The sequence below is a fragment of the uncultured Shewanella sp. genome (genome assembly GCF_947501665.1).
Taxonomy (GTDB): domain Bacteria; phylum Pseudomonadota; class Gammaproteobacteria; order Enterobacterales; family Shewanellaceae; genus Shewanella.
The window spans coordinates 1-20,140 of sequence record NZ_CANMWS010000016.1; the positions used below are offsets into that span (position 1 = coordinate 1).

The 20,140-nt window shown below is 39.0% G+C and carries 14 protein-coding genes and 1 pseudogene; 5 read left to right on the forward strand and 10 right to left on the reverse strand.

All coding sequences use genetic code 11. From position 1 onward, the window contains the following. The first annotated feature begins 470 nt into the window (after positions 1–470). The 3 genes and pseudogenes from Q0976_RS13305 (at position 471) to Q0976_RS13315 (ending at position 4,528) form a co-directional block, all read left to right on the forward strand. A pseudogene (locus Q0976_RS13305) lies at positions 471–1,906 on the forward strand (sodium:alanine symporter family protein). A gap of 709 nt (positions 1,907–2,615) precedes the next feature. Beyond that, on the forward strand, positions 2,616–3,965 hold the full coding sequence (locus Q0976_RS13310) for a reprolysin-like metallopeptidase (RefSeq protein ID WP_299494316.1): 1,350 nt from the start codon (positions 2,616–2,618) through the stop codon (positions 3,963–3,965). Positions 3,966–4,171: 206 nt separating this feature from the next. Next, positions 4,172–4,528, forward strand: a complete 357-nt coding sequence (locus Q0976_RS13315) for a hypothetical protein (protein WP_299494317.1) — start codon at positions 4,172–4,174, stop codon at positions 4,526–4,528. A 223-nt stretch (positions 4,529–4,751) separates the two neighbouring features. On the opposite strand, the gene Q0976_RS13320 is transcribed toward Q0976_RS13315, so the two are convergent. Further along, positions 4,752–5,756, reverse strand: a complete 1,005-nt coding sequence (locus Q0976_RS13320; RefSeq protein ID WP_299494318.1) for an MBL fold metallo-hydrolase — start codon at positions 5,754–5,756, stop codon at positions 4,752–4,754. Positions 5,757–7,185: 1,429 nt separating this feature from the next. Here Q0976_RS13320 and Q0976_RS13325 point away from each other — a divergent pair. Beyond that, positions 7,186–8,595: a sugar porter family MFS transporter gene (locus Q0976_RS13325; protein WP_299494319.1), complete on the forward strand. Its 1,410-nt coding sequence runs from the start codon at positions 7,186–7,188 to the stop codon at positions 8,593–8,595. 177 nt (positions 8,596–8,772) lie between these two features. Here Q0976_RS13325 and Q0976_RS13330 read toward each other — a convergent pair whose 3' ends face one another. Continuing rightward, complete coding sequence (locus Q0976_RS13330) at positions 8,773–9,486, reverse strand: SDR family oxidoreductase (protein WP_299494320.1); 714 nt, start codon at positions 9,484–9,486, stop codon at positions 8,773–8,775. 355 nt (positions 9,487–9,841) lie between these two features. On the opposite strand from Q0976_RS13330, the gene Q0976_RS13335 reads away from it, so the two are divergent. Further along, positions 9,842–10,534 carry a DUF3592 domain-containing protein gene (locus Q0976_RS13335; RefSeq protein WP_299494321.1) on the forward strand — a complete coding sequence of 231 codons (693 nt, stop codon included), beginning with the start codon at positions 9,842–9,844 and terminating at the stop codon, positions 10,532–10,534. Here Q0976_RS13335 and Q0976_RS13340 read toward each other — a convergent pair. The 8 genes from Q0976_RS13340 to Q0976_RS13375 are packed head-to-tail and all read right to left on the reverse strand — an operon-like array spanning position 10,520 to position 20,135. Beyond that, positions 10,520–11,803, reverse strand: a complete 1,284-nt coding sequence (locus tag Q0976_RS13340) for an MFS transporter (protein ID WP_299494322.1) — start codon at positions 11,801–11,803, stop codon at positions 10,520–10,522. The genes Q0976_RS13335 and Q0976_RS13340 overlap by 15 nt on opposite strands. Beyond that, positions 11,800–12,909 (reverse strand): hypothetical protein, encoded by a 1,110-nt coding sequence (locus Q0976_RS13345; protein WP_299494323.1) that lies wholly within the window; start codon positions 12,907–12,909, stop codon positions 11,800–11,802. The genes Q0976_RS13340 and Q0976_RS13345 overlap by 4 nt, the downstream gene beginning before the upstream one ends. Further along, a complete protein-coding gene (locus Q0976_RS13350; protein WP_299494324.1) occupies positions 12,909–14,015 on the reverse strand; it encodes a hypothetical protein in 1,107 nt (368 codons plus the stop codon). The genes Q0976_RS13345 and Q0976_RS13350 overlap by 1 nt, the downstream gene beginning before the upstream one ends. 27 nt (positions 14,016–14,042) lie before the next feature. After that, positions 14,043–15,476, reverse strand: coding sequence for a serine hydrolase domain-containing protein (locus tag Q0976_RS13355; RefSeq protein ID WP_299494325.1), 1,434 nt, complete (start codon positions 15,474–15,476; stop codon positions 14,043–14,045). 42 nt (positions 15,477–15,518) lie between these two features. Continuing rightward, a complete protein-coding gene (locus Q0976_RS13360; RefSeq protein WP_299494327.1) occupies positions 15,519–16,511 on the reverse strand; it encodes an aromatic ring-hydroxylating dioxygenase subunit alpha in 993 nt (330 codons plus the stop codon). Next, complete coding sequence (locus tag Q0976_RS13365; RefSeq protein ID WP_299494328.1) at positions 16,508–17,617, reverse strand: hypothetical protein; 1,110 nt, start codon at positions 17,615–17,617, stop codon at positions 16,508–16,510. Before Q0976_RS13365 ends, Q0976_RS13360 begins: the two co-directional genes overlap by 4 nt. After that, positions 17,614–18,753 carry a hypothetical protein gene (locus Q0976_RS13370; RefSeq protein WP_299494329.1) on the reverse strand — a complete coding sequence of 380 codons (1,140 nt, stop codon included), beginning with the start codon at positions 18,751–18,753 and terminating at the stop codon, positions 17,614–17,616. The genes Q0976_RS13365 and Q0976_RS13370 overlap by 4 nt, the downstream gene beginning before the upstream one ends. A gap of 41 nt (positions 18,754–18,794) precedes the next feature. After that, positions 18,795–20,135: a F390 synthetase-related protein gene (locus tag Q0976_RS13375; RefSeq protein ID WP_299494330.1), complete on the reverse strand. Its 1,341-nt coding sequence runs from the start codon at positions 20,133–20,135 to the stop codon at positions 18,795–18,797. Between the last annotated feature and the right edge of the window lie 5 nt (positions 20,136–20,140).

Here is a 20,140-nt window from a genome sequence, read left to right on the forward strand (position 1 = left end):
TTAAGGTTTAAGGTTTAAGGTTTAAGGTTTAAGGTTTAAGGTTTAAGGTTTAAGGTTTAAGGTTTAAGGTTTAAGGTTTAAGGTGATTTATAGTTAACTAATTACCAATTACTGCCGTATAAAAATAATTGTTGTAATAGAAATAGAAATAGAAAAATAAAAAACAAACAAAAAGTTAACCATTTGTTGGTATGAATAGGAAATAGTGAATATCATCCTGATGTGTGCTATTTTTCTTTGGCTGCTTTTTTATCTGTGAAATATTGATGTTATTTAAAATAAGATAAATATTTCGATAAAATATGAATGTTTTTATGGATACATGATGATATCAACATAAATAAAGTCATTCATTTTACATTCACAAACTTATTTATTATATATTCATACTCTGTTGAATAATTACATTCAACCTAATACTAAAATTGTTCTAAATACGAATTAAGCTTTAGTCTTGAGGAATATAAAAAATGTTAGACAATATTGTTAATCTTTTAAATGATTTACTTTGGGGAAAGTATTGATTTATGGGCTGGTTGCCGCAGGATTATATTTCACTTTGCGTCTTGCCTTCATACAAGTGACTCATTTTAAACATTCAGCAAAATTGATGATCAAAAGTCGTCAAGGCTCAACAAAAGATGGACTCACTTCTTTTCAAGTATTCTGTACCAGTATGGCAGATAGAGTTGGTGCCGGTAACATGGCAGGTGTTGCTGTGGCTGATTGCTGTATTTGGCATGGCTACAGCCATGGTCGAGTCTACTTTAGCACAAGTTTATAAAGTTCGAGACAAAGATGGACAATTTCGCGGCGGCCCTTCATATTACATGGAAAATGGGTTAGGAAAACGTTGGATGGGAGTGCTCTTTGCTTTTCTCCTCATTTTAGCGTTTGGCCTCGTCTTCAGTGCCGTTCAAGCCAATACCATTTCTGGTGCCATGAGCAGTATTTTTGGTATTTTTCCAGCGACAGTGGGGGGATCCTAGTGATTTGTAGTGGGTCAATCATTATTGGCGGACTGAAAAAAGTGGCGAAGGTGTCAGAGATTATTGTTCCTATCATGGTTCTTGGTTATATCGGTATCGCGTTAATTATTGTACTTATGAATGTTCGTGAACTACCTGCAATCTTTATGCTCGTCATTAAAAGCGCTTTTGGTGTTCAAAAAGTTGTTGCTGGAGGCGTCGGTTATACCATTGCACAATCGATGCAGGCGGGTATTGCACGAGGTTTATTTTCAAATGAAGCCGGTATGGGCAGTGCAGCTAATATTGCCGCCAGTGCTTCACCCAAGCCTAATCATCCAGCATCACGTGGTTTTATTCAAATGATGGGGGTTTTTGTCGATACGATAGTTATTTGTATAGCAACCGCAGCTATTATTTTATTAGCTGGTGATGTGGGCGCAGATAATGACGGTATTGCCATTACTATTCATGCACTCACCAACCATGTAGGTGCTTGGGGCGGAATTTTTATTGGCTTAGCTATTTTGCTTTTTTGTTTCACCTCGATCATTGCAGGTTACTCTTATGCTGAAACCAATCTATTATTCTTAACGCACAATAATAAAAAAGCCTTGCCCTTATTTAGAATATGTGTGTTAGCTATGGTGATGTTTGGCGCCGTTGCTAAAGTTGGTTTCGTTTGGAACTTGGCTGATTTATCCATGGGTCTCATGGCCACCGTTAATATCATCGCTTTACTCATGCTATCTAAGCTTGCCATTAAGGTCACCAATGATTACCGCTATCAATTAAGAGTAGGAAAAACGCCTAGTTTTAATAGTAAACAATTCTCTGAACTTGCGAATTTAAAAGGGGGAATTTGGAACGGGGCCGCAACTTCTGAAGAAAATAATGACACTGCGGGCGACCAAGGAACGGAATCCACAAAAACATAATATCTCATTTGATCAATACACCATGTTCGTTGAGCCTAGTGTATTAATTCATTATCAATCTATTCAATATTTCTCTCCTGTCTTTATGTATGTGTTCCCGTGACAACTCACTTAATTAATCTAAATTTGAGATTATGAGCGTTAATTCTTTATCATTATATTTAATCAATGGGTTAGGTTTAAATCTATTCTTTGTTTCTTTCTTTGTTTGGCTGAATATTGATATAAGGTAAATTCGCACATTCCTTAAACAGCTTAAAAGTGGATTTATTCAGATAATACTTTTTACCTATATCGAGTCCTTGACGTCAGTTTAAGAGTCGTATTTTTCATAGGATAAGGCAGTTACTATAAAAGTAAAAAGTATCATCAATTATTATGGCTATTTCAGATTAAATAAAACTTATTTCGGTGTGGAAACGATTGGGATAATAGTTTATTGGAGCGCTTCTTTAATAAGCTTGAAAACGGAATATCGTCATTTTGCTGAAGCTTAGCAAAATATTACCCGCATCAGCTATGCTCTCATCAATATGATGGTGTGTCGATACTAAATAAATCAGACCGCTTGCTCTGGTTACACTCAAAAATTGTGCCCAATTTTAGTTAGCCAGTACATATGTCGCTGTAAGACTTAAGCTATCAGAAGCAACCTTAAATAATCTTAAACAACAAGTAGTCCCTAGCAACTTAATCATGGAGCTTTACTATGCGTTTTTTATTATCTTTTAAAAATTTTTTTGTATTTTTTATACTTCTATTGATGCCACTTTTCAATGTATCTGCCGAGACAATGACTCTTGAAGGAAAGTTACAGGTTTTTATCGAGGATGACTTAAATGGACAATATCGATACGACTATGCAATAAAACTCAATAACGAGCAAACGATCAGCCTTGATGCAAAATCAGCAACAATGTTGGCAGGCCTCAAATTTGGCACCCCTATTCAAATTTCGGGGCATTACGCTGATAATAACGTTATTGAGTCTGTGATGCCCCCTTTTATTGTGGAGTCGGTCATGCCCACTGCTGTTGACAAGCCTCTGTTCCAACAGGCTCAGGTAAAGATGAGCAACGAGTCATTACCCGCCCAAAAAAGTATTGGCATTTTAATGATGGAGTTTAACGATGTTAAAATGGGTAGCCAGTCTAGCGTCAAGAAATTAAACAATGAAATGTTTAATGATTGGGATTCTGCCAATAATCAGTATAAGGCGAACAGTGAAGGAAAGCTTTCTTTTAAGCAAGACTCAAACGGTGATGGCAGAGCGGATATTTATGGTCCGGTGTTAGTCGATGTGGATGCATCAGGTTTGTGTGATTATTCAAATTGGGCAACACAAGCATCAAATATCGCCCTCAATGAAGGGATTGATATGGCGCAGTATGACTATAAAGTATTTGTTTTTCCTCGAGGAACATCTTGTAAATGGGGAGGAAAAGGGAGGCTTTTTTGTGGTGATGATTGCCGTGCTTGGGTTATTCCAAACTGGGATACTCGAGTCACAAAAAACCTCTTTGCCCACGAATTAGGGCATAATTTAGGCATGCATCATTCTGCAACTGATTTTAACAACGACCATCAAGTTGACGAAGAATATGGTGAACAATCCATTATGGGATGGGGATTTAAGACTGGTACATTCAATGCCCCTCACCGCTATCATTTAGGCATGTATGATGCTTTTCCTGAAGCCTTGACCACAGTGCAAACCAGTGGTTTATACCCGCTAACACAACTACAAAATAGCTATACTGTTGTCGCACCTCAAGTCCTTAAAGTTATCAAACCATCGAATAATAAAGAATATTTTATTTCTTTAAATGGTTACGATCCGCTAATGAACCCCAATTTTATCTATATGTATCAAGTCAGTATTCACACTTTCCAAGGGAACTCGACAAGGAGTTTACTGATAAGTACACTCGATTCAGGTGAGCAATTTGTTGATGTGGATGGTGAATTTGATATTAGTGTCAGTGAGTTAATCCAAGGTTTTCCCGCGTCAGCGAATATCACTGTGAATATGGTCGAAAGCCCACTTTTAACTCACTAGGTGTTAATGATGCCTCAAGGATATTGTTGATTGTTATATGAATTCTGCGTCATCACTTGGGGGACTTTAGCTAATCGATGTTATATGGCTCTTGAATATCAATTATGGTGTTGGGTTTTGTAGTGGTATTGTTACTTAACTAATTAATATGTAATTAATATATAATTAATCATTGTGATAAAAGGTTCATTTTTAGGGTGGGATAAATGTTTAAAAAATGGAGTATTCTTTTAATGATGGGGTTAGCGTTTAAAGCTTATTCTGCAGAGATATTGACTCATGAAGGTGTGGTAAAGCAAATCGTTGCTTTTCCTCATTCATATGGTGCTTATTCTGTCGATGCCAAAGGTCTCTTAGCGATTTATGTGGAGGGGTTGCCTAAGGGCTGTATAACGGGCCAAAATAGAGTAGTGATTTCGGTTAATCATCCATTGCATAATTCCGTATTATCGATGGCACTACTTGCAAAATCTACAGGGAAAAAGGTGCGAATAGCCTATTTTAATGAGTGTACGATTAGAGCTGGATCATGGGATTTTGCCTATTTCGATTTAATGGAGTAAGTTCAAAAAGTGATTGGCTAATGCTTAGCTAGGTATAGTACATAGGGCTCATGTTCTTGTGGAATAATCATCTACTCGTGATAAAGTCGGTTTATCACGAGTAGGGCATTTAGCAAAAGTGAAAGAAACAAAAATAAGTAAGTCAATTAACGCATTAATTTTAAATGTAATTTATGTCTGACACTCGTTATCCCGAATTAAGGCTAAATATTCTCTGTAAGTCTTAATGTATCGCGTTTTCAATATGACAATTTTCAACTAATGGTGTTGGGATATAAACATCGCTAACAAATAATGTTTGAGAATAAGGTAAGTAAACAACTAAATTATATAAAGAATGAATATTCGGGACATTTATGAATATCATGTCATCTGGCTTACTTGAAGACATTATGTTTTCTTTAAATAACGTTTCACTACCTTGCTTTAAAAGCAAGGCGCTAGCTTCAGCGACTGTTTCTATTGCAATATCTGCCACATTGATCTTACTTTTTGAAAATTGATCTGGGTAAAGCGTATGAGGTGCGGTGAGTATATTTCTCAAAGCCGCTTCTGTTCCTTGAGCTGCTATGAGGCTTCCTCCATTAGCGACATACTGCCTTAATCCACCAATATGATCTGTATGCAAATGCTTAGGAACGATATAATTAATCGATTTCTTTGGAAATTTTTTCTTTATTGCCTTAAGAACAACATCACTTCGTTCATTATGCAGTGATGTTCCAATCAAGATTAGACCCTTTTTTCTTTCAATAAGCAAATTATGATGCGTACTGCCTATAATATGATAAGCGTTCGCTTGATAAGAGAGCGGTTGAATGAATACATTAGATGTATCAAGATCAAATGAGATCCCTGTCGCTAAATGACGATAAAGCCAAAATGAAGTACGTAAACCAAATGAAAATGCCTCATGGTTTACAGATTGCTCTACTAATTCTATTGGAAAGTCAAATAGATCATTCTCAGTAATAGCAGATGCTTTTAGGTAATGCCTTCCAATATATAATTCCGAGTTGATTATTTTACCATTGAATCGATAGGTTAATACCTTAGGGCTATTAATTTCATTAAATTGAATCCAATGTTGAAATAAGACTTCCACCTTACTGTCACCTGAGACAGGATGATCTTCTAATGTTTGGGTTTTAATTGGCAAGCCATCATGTTGATCAATATACAGTTCAATATCTTGAGATCCTGGTTGTAAATTCGGGATCCCAATCACCCAAAGCTTTTTTATGCCAACAAATGCCTCTCCTTTTATAACTGACTCCGCGTTGATTTAAAGCATGTTTGATTAATAATAAAGGTGATGACATTAAGTGTAATTTTTTACGCATAGCAACGCGAGAAGATGACATTTTATTACCCATTTCTTCCGCTGATTGAGCATAGTTAGGATCAGGTAATACAGAGTAATCTAAACCTGAGATATAGCCGGTATCATTATGGATAGTTTCTTGGTATCGCCTTTGAACGTTTGCAGGGTAAGCGTAGTGAGTATTCCAATTAAAATGATATCGAATATTATCGACATCAGAATAATCAACGGTAGTTCTTAAACGATAATTTGATATTAATTCTGGTTGAGCTTCAGGTGAAATAGAATGTTCAGGATTAACAAAGTGGGCTAACTTTAAGTTATCCTCACCAACAATCGATTCGATAACGTCTTTTTTACCGATTGCTTTTAAAGATAATTGTAATAACTTCTGTGGTTCAATTGAAGATGAGCCTTGTTTAACTGGGTCGCATTGGCCTCTATAAAAAAATTATTGAACACAATATAATGCCAGTAATCACTTTTTTCAATTCCATGAGATCAACCTCTGTACCTATTCAACAAAACTGTTGAGTATGTTTAAAGAATATTGATAATTAAATAATTATTATCTAAATGATATTAGCTATTTATCTAATAATCTTGAATAATCATAAGAACCAGTTACAAGTGAAGCTTTATTATTAATCGCTCTTGTTACTAGGGGCTGTTGATCTTTGGTGAGAGCATCTCTGTTTAAAGAAAGGGCTTAGAATGACTAGGTATTACACTTCTCGCCGCGACTAAAACACGTTAATCTGAACATAATTTAATCACGAAAGTTCAATCGGCCCTAGGAGCATGGGATCGTTTTTGCTGGTAAAATTATTGTTGATCGTGAAGGCGGCTTTGATTTTGCTATGCTCTATAGAGCATGATAGAAAGGTTAAATGAGTATACAAATAGGTTAATTAGGTTAGTGATGACTCTATCGAGACACTGGAAATGATTCTTAATATAACCTGAACTCGGGATAATGAGTGTCAAAGAAAATTGGCCATCCATTTAAAGTCAATAGGTTAAAATCAATCCCGTTATTGTTTAATTTGGCTAAATACCACTATTTTTGTCTATATCAAGGCGGGATTTCGTGTCTAATAGCGGGCTATTAGTAGAAAACACAACATAGATAGGGGCAAAAATAGCGCTATTAAGCGGCGCTGCTTACCCCGAGTTAAGGTTAATATAAGGCTGGTCTTTAAGAAGTATGGATTTGGTGTATTATTAGATCACGGGTATAGTTCGGCTGGTGGAGAGGTATTGAACAGTATCAATAGAGGCATTGCATCGCAATTTTAATTGATCATCGACAAAGATTAATGAGGGAGTGTAAATGGTTATTAATACAACAAAATATAATGATAAACTCATTTTGTGGGCACTGACCTCTGCGCTTGCTGGATTTATTTTTGGATTTGATACTGTAGTTATCTCTGGAGTAGAAATAACGATTCAAACTTTATGGGGCTTGTCACCCAGTTTACTTGGTGTGGTTATTAGTTCAGCGTTATGGGGAACGGTATTAGGGGCGTTAATTGGCGGTTGGCCTACCGATCGTTTTGGGCGGGTGAAAACCTTAATTGCTATTGGTTTTCTTTACTTTATTTCAGCAATATGGTCAGCATTAGCCAATGATCCCTATTCTTTTATCATTGCCCGTTTTATTGGCGGTTTGGCGATTGGTGTTTCTACTATCGCGGTCCCACTTTATATTTCTGAAATTTCCCCTGCTGAAAAACGTGGGAGATTAACCGGTTTATTTCAATTTAATATTGTTTTTGGCATCCTTATTGCTTTTATATCAAATGCTTTATTAGCGAATATAGGAGACAACGCATGGCGTTGGATGCTGGGTGTTCAAGTCGTGCCAGCGATTATTTATTTCTTATTGTGTTTTTATCTCCCTGAAAGTCCACGTTGGCTTATCGGTAAATGTAACAGAGTGACTGAAGGCAGAAAAGTCCTTATGCTTATTAATCCCAATATGTCTGCTGATACCATTAATGAGATGAGTGATAATATTATTAATGCGTCTTCAGCTGTTGGAGTAACAACCCCTTTTTGGGGCAAAAGGCTTAAATACCCTATTTTCTTAGCATTTTGCATTGCCTTTTTTAACCAACTTTCAGGGATTAATGCAATCTTGTATTTTGCACCGCGTATTTTTGAAATGACAGGGTTAGGTCAACAAGCGGCTTTATTACAATCAGCAGGTATCGGGGTGACCAATATGATTGCGACTCTTATTGGTCTTTGGCTTATCGATCGTCTGGGTCGTCGAACATTACTTTATATTGGTTCTTTTGGTTATATTTTAGCTCTGGGTACGTGTACGTGGGCTTTTCATTATAATGTTTATTCTATTATTCCTCTATGTATTTTTCTTTTTATTGCAGCGCATGCCATTGGACAAGGTACGGTTATTTGGGTTTTTATATCCGAAATATTTCCCATTGAACATCGAACGGCAGGGCAGACACTCGGTGCATCGACACTTTGGATTTGTGCTGCGCTGTTAACATTAGTTTTCCCTGTGATTATATCGACTTTCCCTCCGAGTTACATTTTTGGCTTCTTCTGCTTGATGATGGTTCTGCAACTTATCTGGGTATTTACAAAAATGCCTGAAACAAAAGGGATCCCTTTAGAGGCGTTACAACAAAAATTAGGCACTATCCCATTAAGTACATTACAGAAACATCATGATAGTGCAATTGATACTAAAGCTGTTCAGGAGAAGTAACTAAGGCATTCCCTGCTACCCATGCAGATCAGGTATTTACGGTGAGTTATTGTTGTGTTTGCGCACCAGCCTGCGGCAGGTAATTCAAAACAATAAGGCTATGGTTAATAACGAATTTAATGAAGACTAATTGACGGGAAGATTATCATCGATAATACGATAGAGGCTGACATATCTTTATTTCAGCTTCTCTTCCTCAATAGGTCTGCACAAAACCGTCATTTGTGGCAATAACGCATTGGGACTGAGGCTAAGGGCAAAATCGACGGCTTTAACGATATCATCCACTTGGATTTTATCTTCGTTGTTAATGCGACCATCATTAGTCATGTCGGTATCGACTACGCTGGGGCAAAGGCAAGTCACTTTTACACCGTATGGTAATAAGTGTTTAAAAAGGCTTTCACTGTAATTGATTAATGCTGCTTTGGTTGCACTGTAAAGGCCAATTTGGGGTAGCGCATTGATCCCCGTATTGGAGGATAGGGTAAAGATATGCCCTTGCTGTTGTTTTTGCATTAGCTGAGCCACTTTATTGGTCAGTATTAATGTTGAAGTGACATTAACGCTGAGTAAATGATCAATAGTATGATCATCAGCCTCAATAAAATTAGTGGTTAATTCCCCTGCGCAATTCACTAAAATATCGATAGGAGCATATTGTTTTAATAGTTTATCGGTAAGTTGTTCCACACTGTTAATATCCGCAAAATGGCACCGATAAATGTGAATATCAATGTTGGGATATCGCTCGCTGAGGCTTTTTTTAGCCTTGATGAGCCTTTCTTTATTCATTGCGACTAATACAATGTCGATATTTTTGTTGGCAAAATAGTTGGCGATAGCGTAGCCGATACCTCGACTGCCCCCAGTGATTAATGCAGTTGGCATAGCGTTCTCCTAAAAGATCATACCCTCAAGTGAAATGACGGTGCGAGTGTCAGAACCTCTCGAATACTCTAGTTCAAAGCGCATTTTCAAGTGATTTGATTATAAAGTATCTTACGCTTAAATAGAGCCTATTGGTAACCTCTTTTGCATGAAAAAAAATATTAATGGTCGATGATGATAAGGAGGAACACTTTGTTTCTTTTATGTTTGCATTTTGATGCCTAGGTGTTGTTAGTTTAGTGTTTGAGTGATAAAAGGCTTTAATGGGAGTAAAAGAGCTTTAAATATATAAACTAACATGGTTTATATGGAGCATAAGCTATCTATTTTATAGCAAAATGATAAGGGACGGGTTATGAAGTCTATGCCATTACTGCAAAAAATTGTGCTCATTATTGCTATGTTGATGCTGAGTCTGGCATTTTATATGGCCTTAAATACTCTAGTATATATTCAGGGGGCGACCAAAAGTGTGGGTAAGGTCATTGACTTTAAAGGCGTATATTCCAGCCATTCTATGACTTATGCACCGATTATAGAATATCAATTGCCTAATGGTAAAACGGCTCACTTTATTTCGTCCACTAGCTCCTACCCGCCAGCCTATGATGTTGGCGAACCTGTGAATATTTTGTACTCAACTCAGCAGCCTCAAAATGTCAGTATTAATGGCTTTTTTTCTTTGTGGATAGGAGAGCTGATTGTAGGGGGATTAGGTTTAGTGTTTTTAGTGATAGGTTTGTTTAGCCCAATACTGACTTGGTTAAGGCGCCGAAAAAAGGCCAATCTCACTTTATATGGTGATAGAATAGATACAAAACTTCAAGGGGTTGAGCGTAACTTTAATCTAAGAGTGAATGGGCGCCATCCTTATCAAATTGTAACGCAAGGAATTAATCCTAGAACCAGTGAGAAACAAACCTTTAAAAGTCAAAATTTATGGCGGGATCCCACCGCTTATCTCGATGAGCGGTGGATCACGGTTTATGTCGATAAAAAACGGCCGAAACGCTACGTGATGGATCTTGCCTTTTTAGTCGGTGAGTGATGGGGAAACGGTTTGCTTTAGTGATTTGGTTTCTTGTGAAATACACTGCCTCCATAGCATTAGGCCACCACAGAGTGAGAGCAGACTGTAAATCAAAAAAAGGGATTTTATGTTCACATGATAATGAAGGGCGAGGCTGATTAAGATAGCCGAAGCTATCATGCCAGCAGCTGAAATAACATTACTGGCAGCAAAAATAGTGGTTTTTTGTGTCTCTGCGCCATTCACTTGCAATAATGCATACCCGAGAAAAAGTAGCTGAGAGCTGAATAAGTTTGATAGTGCAATGACAATGATGACTTGTTGGAATTCGCTTAGCAGGCTAATGGTAGGCTCATTTTCTTTGAATGCTATCATCATGCTTAAGGTCGCATATCCTAATGTAGCACTCATACTCCCTACAATGATGATTTTAGCTTGTGAGAGACGTGTGTTGAGTATTAAAAACAGTAGAGAGCCAAAGGCAATCGCAACCGTCATGACAACAAATAATAGACTGGTATTCACCTCATTGATATTGAGTTGATACTTTGCAAAAGTGGTCATTTGTGAATAACTTAAGTTGATAAAAAACCAATAATAGCTGATGAGCAAACAACCTAAGACTAATTTAGGATCTTGCTTGATGGTTTGAAACATGTGTTGATATTGCGTGCAAAATGAGCGTGGCGAAGGTGGCTTTTTACGGGCAATGTTATGGGCAATACTGATGTTTTTTTGTTGATATACTCCAATGGCATTGATGCATGTGCACACTAAGATCCCAGTAATGGCCATATTAAGGCCTGCCTGCAACAAACCGCCCGCTAAGGCGGTACCCATGAGTATGGCGATAATGCTGGATAATTGAAAAAGTGTTGAAGATTGACTACGGCGTTGTTTATCGACTCTTTCATCGATCATGGCCAGTTTCAGTGGACCCGTTAAACAGGCGATAATGCCGATAGGCAGCAAGAGTACGCAAAGCAAATAAGGATTGTTAATATATAAACCGTAGCAAATCAGAATGATAATGACATATTCAATGGTTTTCAGTTTTTTAAAGAGCGGTAACTTTTGATGATTATCGCCCCATTGTCCGGCTAAGCCGGATAGCAGCACACAAGGTAGCATAAAGAGCGCTAAGGCAAGCGTGGTGAATTGCGCGGCCAGTTGTTCTGATTGCGCTTGAAAGCCTATGAATATCACCAGGGTATTTTTTATCAAGTGATCAACCGTAGCGCCGGAAAAGTTGACCCAAATTAAGGCACGAAACCCCTTTTTATTCATTGAGTTTGCTCCTTGAAAAAGGCGCGGCTCAGCCGACTCAGTATTTTCCAGCCACATTGTCTAAACCAAGGTAAGTGGTTGACATAAATGGCGGTATATTCCATTTCTTCTACGCCCCCTCTGGCGCGTTTATAGTCCATTGCCCCTGCACTGGCATGGCATATGAGTTGTCGCTCATCGCAGATCCGAGCCGTAATGGCATTAAGAATAGGATACAGCTGCTGCTTTTTATCTAAGGCAGTATCGTATCCACAAAAAGGCACTGTAAGCACATTCCCTTCAATAAATAGTCCTAGCATGGCGACCAATTTACCGGTTTGGGGATCTTGTAATGCTTTTATTTCCATTGCTTTTTGTTCAATACAGGTGTGAAAGAATAACGGGGTAAACTGAGGGTTATGGGGCGAATGTTGTTCAATGTACAGCTTGTGATAAAGCTGATGCAGTTCAGTTGAATAGCGTGTGTCATGTATATCGATAAGTTGATATTGGGTGTTGTTTAAATGCCGTTTATCATTTTTACTGGAGTTTTTTCGCTTGGGCAGCGGCGTTCGATAATCAATCATACAGATAGGGCGAGACGGCAATAGAATAAATCCATCGCTTTTTAGCTTGGTGATGATATTTTGATTTAAGCTTTGCGTGAGCGAGCGAAAAGCCAATGCATGATCTGGGTAAGCTTTTGTGAAATAGCGGCGCATATCATAGACGGGAAATTCAGATTGCTCAGGGGATAGGTTTGTTGCCCACAGTCGATTATTCATTTGGACACAGCGGTTAATGCGCATCCATTTCAATGGCGAAGCTAGGCCATTGATGAGTACTTTAAGGGGCGTTCTTAAGACAGTGGGAATGGATGCCAATAGCGCATCTCGCCCATAACTGACAAAGGCATTATAAGGTGAGCATACATAGGAGGTTTCATATTCTTTATTGTTTATGCTAAAAGGCATTGTCATACCTTGGTACTGCAGTAGATTCATTTCTGTATCCACATTGGCAATAAAAGGTTGGCAGCCTGAGGCGAGATACTGGGCGATCAGATGATCGACACCTTCAACGTGAAGTTCGCTAATATTGTCAGCGGAAAATAGCTTAAAATGCATTATGATGTTTTTTTCAGAAATTTTTCTGAACTCCAGTGGATCAATGTTAATGTCACTTGCCAAAAGTAGCGGCGATAACGGGGTAAATGTTGAAAGGCAATGGCGCCAAACTCTCGGTGTTCTTTCGCACCTCGGCTGGTTTTAAAGTGTTTAACGCCAGTGCCGCAATGCAGCCTTAATCTTTTTTGGAAACAGGTTTGTAAATTGAGTGCATATAAGATTCGGTAGAGTCCAAGAGATTGAGGGGCACAAGTGTCGTAGCCTACGATGGGATTCGTTAGCATATTGCCTTTATGCTTGATGGCGGTAAATCCCATGACTTTTTTTGATTGCTCACAATATAAGGCAGTAAAGTCAAAGAAGCGTTTTTGATGAGTGAGTGCAATGAAATGTGCATTGAGCTGTGGATTAAGCGTGCTGTATTGGGTGATAAAGAGCTGCTGATAGAGCTCCGCAATTCTTCCATAATGCTCAGGGTGAATATCATCGTGTTGCAACACTGTCAAAGAGGTGTTTTTTAGCAAGGTTAAATCGCGTTTATTGTCCCGCCTTTGTTGTAAATTATCATTCGGATTAAAAATGTAAGCATTCATCGTGGGGCTTAGATAATAGCCCAGTGAGGTTAGTGCGTTTTGTTGCGGTGATAAATAACTGTCTTGTATTGAACGATAAACATGGCTATGTGAAGGAAAAGCTTTGATCAGTAATGCATGGATTTCACTCAATTCTTCTAACGTTAACTGACGAGTGTGTAGATTTGTGCCCGTTAGGAAGTTATTGACAAATATTACATTATCGATTTTAAAGAGATTAAGTATCTTACCGAGAAGCGTCAGGGTACCGTTTAGAAGCGGATTGCTAATGCTTGCTTGTGGGCTGTTAATCAATGCCGTGTATAGAGAACACACAAATGAGTTGTGTTTATGGTATGAGTTAAGCGTTAATGGCAATAATTGATCGTTGATAAGAATGGCAAGATATTGCGCGTGAACATTATTAATATAATGTGCGGGTGTATGGGTTATCATGGCTTTGATGTAATCGGCATCATCACAATGAAGTGGTATTTTATCGAGATTATTTGGTGTAATGAGAATGGCTGTCATGAAGTCTTCTAATATTCGTTTTTATTTTTATAGTTGTTTATACAATGAGTTATCTTTTGTTTCTTCACAGCGAGTAAAGGTGATACGGCCACCTTCAGGCACCATAAAACATTCCATTTTGTCGCTATAGAGTCGAAGTTGAACGGCTTTACCGATGTGTTCTTGCAAAATTTTGATTTTCATACTGCCAAGACTTTGCTGTAAATCTTCATTGTCAAACCGCCCCTTAAAGGTATTGCCTTTAAACGGACTCAGCTGGATTTGGTAATTCATTGGCCCTATGCCAAAAGTCAGCTCTGGAGTGATTGTGATGTCGCCAACAATGGGATTATGGTAATGGCCAATGAGTGTGGCTGTATTTTTAGGTTTGCGCAGTGCAGGCATTGTTGAATAACAGTAGTGTGCTAATGCACGAGGAGAAAGGACGGCAAATTGCGTCTTGGGGTAATCGGCATCAATGAAAAGTTGTAAGAATTTGTCGGCGATTTTTTGGGGAATGATACTAGAACGGTTACATAAAATGCCTATGCCAAGGTGTCGCTCTTTGACGGTGAGTAAAAGTGAGGTGATCCCCGGAAAACCGCCAGTATGACGGGTAATGGTGTGTGATGCTCGCTTTTCAATGAGCCAGCCTCTAGCGTAATGACCGGTTTTTGCATTAATCGTACAAGGTATCACCCCATGGGTTAAATAGGCCTGTTCATGGGCAGTCATATTGAGTTTGTCGTGTTGCTCATGAGTCCAGAACTTAAGCCATTTGCCCATATCTTCAATGCTGCAATTGATCCCCGCGGCCCCCAATAATTGATGTGGAAAACGAGACAGAGCGAGTGGGGCATTGCCTTGTAAATTAAATGCACGTCTGTGAGGGGAGGCTTTATTGGTGTGTTGCAAATAGGCTTGTTTACCACAGGAGCTGCGCTGCATACCCAGCGGCTTAAAAATGAATGTCGATAGTGCCTTCTCAAAGGAGCAATTGAGAGTAATTTCAACGATTTTTTCAAGGGCAACAAAGCCTAAGTTATTGTAAGCGAACTCTGTGGGCGCTGATGTTTGGCTGCAATGGGTGAGTGCATTGAGCATATCATTTGATGAAAAACCTAAAAAACCCAAGTAGTCCATTGCGTATGGCGGTAACCCCAGAGTATGTGTGACCAAATGCACAAGGGTAAATTGCGGATTAAAATCAGGTAAAATATGCTGAACGGGTTGATCCCATGCTAATTTATTTTGTGCAACCAAAATGCCAATCAGGCAGGCTGTCATGGCCTTTGTGAGCGAGGAAATAGGAAACACAGTGTGTTTATTCAGGGGCATGTTTGTGTCAATGGATTGTTTGCCATAGAGACAAAAATGCTGTTGATCTTTATGTTGAACAACAATCGCTAATCCCGGTAATTGAGCGCGTTTGGCCAAGACTTTTGCTTTGTCAAAAAGTGTATCAATATGCTGGTCTATCAAGATGTTATCCTATGAATAAAGTCAATTCAGGTCAGTCATGCATTACAACAGAAGCTGTTTTTCTCTGTGGGTTGGGGTGATGTCATTGTTAAAGGCTTTGACAATATAAGGTCGCATCAGATCGGTTTTTGTCACCATAGGTTTAAAACTAGGTTCATGGTTAAGGTTGGCTTGTTGAATTTCTAAAATGCGTTTATCTTGCAAAAAAGCAATATATTGAAAAGGAAACAGGGCCTTCATTTTAAAATAACTCAGTAAGGTTTTTCCCTTCACGTAGGTTCGCACGACCATTTTGGTTTTTTGTGCGGTTTCGGGAACAAGATAAATGACCACCGAGAGCGCGATGCCTTTTGCATTGCAGTATTCCAATTCAATGGTGCCAGAGTGATGAATACGGCCGACACCTTTAGTAATGTGGTTGCCAAATAAACGACTGACGAGTCCGGTTTGTTTTTTCTCTTCAATATATTCTGCTTGGTAACCCGTTGGGTGATCCGTAATACGGGCATGACATAAATGACGCTTGGGTTGATTAGTGCGAATGATCCCGGTGTGCACGGTATGGGTGTGCAGTGCATCTAAGAAATTTTCTGCAATATCCACTGAATTGGCTTCAATAGTACCTATGTGCGTTGAATAGCGATGGCTGGCGTGCACTTCTGGAATAAAAGGCCGCTGAAGGGGCTTGTCACTGCTGAGCCAAATAAGGCCATGGGCTTCGCATATGGAAAAAGTATCAATCAAGGCATTTTTAGGGGCCTTGAAATTCACATCACCGGGAATATTGGCTAATTGTCCTTGGCCATTAAATTGCCAGCCATGATAAGGGCATTCAAGTGTTCCTTGTTTTAAGCAACCATTAGATAAAGGCACGCCCCTATGTGGGCATTGATCTTTTAAGGCGTGCAGTTGATGGCCATCGCGAAATATCACCACGGCCTGATCATGATAGGTCACAGCCAGTGGTTTATCTTGTTTTAATTGATGTGATTGTATGACTGGACACCAGTTTTTTTGTGTAATCGATAGAGTCATAATTGATGCTTTTTAATTAAGGGAACAAAAACCTTGTTGGTTATCCAAGATAACACTTGCCACATACGCTGGTTTTTTTTAGGTAAATGTTGGGTATATATCGCGGAATACTCAATGAAAGGTTGACCACCTCTTTGTCTTTTAAAATGGGCTGCCCCCGAGCTGGCATTAAAAATCTTTTGATGCTTCTGCGCAAAATCTAATCCTGAAAATGCAGCCAGTCTGTATAATCCCAGCTTTTTAGGTTGCGTAATATCGTAACCAACAATCGGGGAGGTCACGATACCTTCGATGCTAAATCGCCCTGCAATTGCGTCCAATCTGCCTCGTGCATTGCGGTAGCCCTCAAAGGAGAAATGTGGGTGAGCAAACATGGCTTCAAGATACGTTTCAGTAAATTGAGGATTGAGCCGAGAATATTTACTGACATAAAGCATGTTATACAGTTCGATTATCCTAGGATAATCATTGGGCGTGATCTCGGCTTGATCCACTCGTTGATAAGGCGTTTTTTTGAGTAAATTGAGATCGTTTTTATAATCTCGGCGCTGCTGATAATCGGCCAGCTTTTTATCATAAATATACACTTGTCTTGACGGGGCTAGAATATAACCGGCTTGTTTAAAACCTTGGATTAGCTCAGGATTAGAATAAGGGTTCAGTGAGCGAAAAATGATAGTGTGCTCACTGTAATCTTTGACTAACGTCTGCGTCAGTTTATCAATCGCGTCAGCATGAAAACTCTTGGGATACAAATTAGTCGATAATAGCCAATTGTTGACATGTAATACTTTGTTAATATTATTTTTTTTAAGGTAATGGCCCAATAAACGAATACAAGGTCGAATGAGAGCCTCTAACCAAGGTTTATTCAGTTTATCTAATTCCTCAAGGCAATAAGGGATAAAGGCGGTATAGGGGGAACACACATAACTGTTATGAAACTCTGTATGATTGAGGCTCATTGGCAACTTGCAGTGTTTTCCCACCGTCAGTGTTTGCAGCTCGGTGTCGACATTGTCTATCATACGTGACGAGGGTATGAAGTGTTGGCAGTAAGCTTCAACGGGGTGCTTCTGTGTTGTGAGTATGGTTTGTGTACTCATTTGATGGCTTCTCCGTCCCATTCAAAATCTTGTGTGGCGGCTTCTCTAACGGAGATTTTTTCTTTAAAAGCGATTTGAACCAGTTCAGCCAATGAAATAAATTGAAACCATGAAAACCCTTTATCATTTTTGCATGCCATCACATCGATGGCTTGTCGATAATCTCGATACCAAGCTTTGACTTTTCGTTGATGTATGGCGAAGGGTAAGCCCGCTAATACCATCATGAGTGAAATCATTTTTGGCTGTTGAAAATGGGGACGATGTTGAGCGTTCACACCTAAAAATGCATCCGCCAAATTAGCCTCTTCTAATAGATGCAGGCCACTGGTTGCGCGAGGGTTACATTCAATAATATAAATATCATCAGGTGTTTCGATAATATCGAATCCAAGGTGCCCTGTGTATTCATGTTTTTGGCAAAAGGCGTGAATAAAGTCACTTATTTTTTTGTTCACAATGGGCTTGAAGTAAATACCTGCAGCGACTTTTAATCTATGAGTCGGTTGATAAATGGCTTGTGCAAACACCTTACCTTTTAGCGCTATCGCATATGTACAATATTCATTACCTTGAATTTTTTCTTGTTTTAAAATACGGCCAGGGGCGGTGTCAGACAAGTGTTGTACACTTTTAGGGGTGGGAGACAGGAGAACATCGGTACCAAAGCGGCAAAACTCTCTTTTTACGATAGCGTTAGACAATATCTCAGGGGTTATCGTACTGCTAAAGTCCAGTAGCTCCGTTTTGGGTAGGGCGATGCCTGTCTCTTGGCATAAAGACAAAATATCGTATTTACTGTGCAATTGCTGCATTAAATCAAAACCGGGGCATAATACATCGCAATGTTGCGTCAGTTTGTCTTTGATTTTTGAGATATAAAAGCTTTCTTCACACATGGGCAATAGATAATCAATCTCATGGGTTTGAATGATGTCCAATAACGCTGTTTGGTAGTTGTTGATGTTATTTCTTGGACTGGGGCTGAGAATAAACTGGGTCAGACTACGGCTGTTTTTTGCGAGTGGGTAGCGCAATGAGTCCGTCATAAAGACTTGATGCCCATGTTTGGCTAAATTTCTGGCCAGCTCGAGTGAAACAGGGGCTCTGGCACAAGTAATAAGAAAACGTTTCATTTCAATGTCATTCCTAATGGAGGTAGATGGCTATCGATTCATCATGTTGATTTAACTGTGTTTATCACTCTGCGGCGCTTTTCCCCTTTTTTAGGGTATTGATATGGCTTGAACTGATAATTGGGCTGCTTAATATCAAGTTTGTTAAATAGCAAATTTAAGCTGCTGGCAATCTTATCTTTGTTGTCATTGGTGTAAGGTCCGCATTCAATAAGCAGTGTACTGGTATGGGTTTGTGTGACACGATACTCTTCGACTTTTTCGCAATGAGACACTATGGTGTTGCGAATGAAATCAGAATAGACATGAATAGCTTTATTGCTGTGGTGAGTCAGTTGTAGCACATCATCTTTTCGACCTTCAATGGATTTAATTCGAGTATGGGATGAGCCACAGGGGCAGGGCGTGGGCTCTTCAACTAATACATCATCCAGTAAATAGCGCACAATGGGCTGAGTGCGTCGCCTTAAGTCGGTGACGATAGGTGAAAAGCGTCGTTGGGTTTGATCAATCCAGTGTTTCTCAATGATGATGTTGTCTTCATTGAGATGTAAGTTGCCATGGGAGCAAGTGATCCCGAGAAACCCTTCTGTGCATTGATATATTTGATGTATTTTTTGACCAAAATAGGCTGATATTTTTTGTTTGTCCTCTTCTTCTAGTACTTCTGCAACAGCGATGATTTTCTTAGGGGTAATAGCAGGTTTTAAGCGCGATAAATGCAGTAATACACTGGCAGGAGCAATGAGAATACTGGGGTTATAAGCTTCTAATCTGTTAATGTGCGTTTCTAATGTGGTGAGTAAATCAAAAAAGCGAAATTGCGTGAATAAGCTGCGCGTGCTTTCATACAGTGTATTGTTAGCACGAAGGAAAAAGGCGATGCGTTGAGGTCTTAAGTAATGAGGAAAGGCTTTTGCGACCATGTATCCGGCCCATTCTGCGCGCTCGGTTTCCGATGAGATAAATAAGCCTCTATTACCACTGGTGCCTGATGATAATCCCACGGCGTATTGCCCATAAGTAGGGGTAAAATCACGTGTATTTTCAGCTGTAATCGCAATATCCAGAGCCTTATCGCGCAGCAGATGAGCGGTATTGATTTGATCAAAATTGCCCATGTGAATTTTTTTATTGATTAACGGAAATTGCGCTAAGGGCCAATCAAGGTATGTGCGGTAAAAAGGTGAATGGGCTAACACTTCTTTTTTAAAGCGATTGAAGTGTTTATTCTGTTGTTTCATTAATCGTGAGCGTGTTATTTTTTGATAATATTTTGCTCTAAAAAAACCAGTGATAAAGGCACCCAAACAGGCTATTTTTCGAGGCGTTTTTGTTATTACAGGATTGAATTCAATCTTGTTGCGATCAGTGCTTGTCATATTGG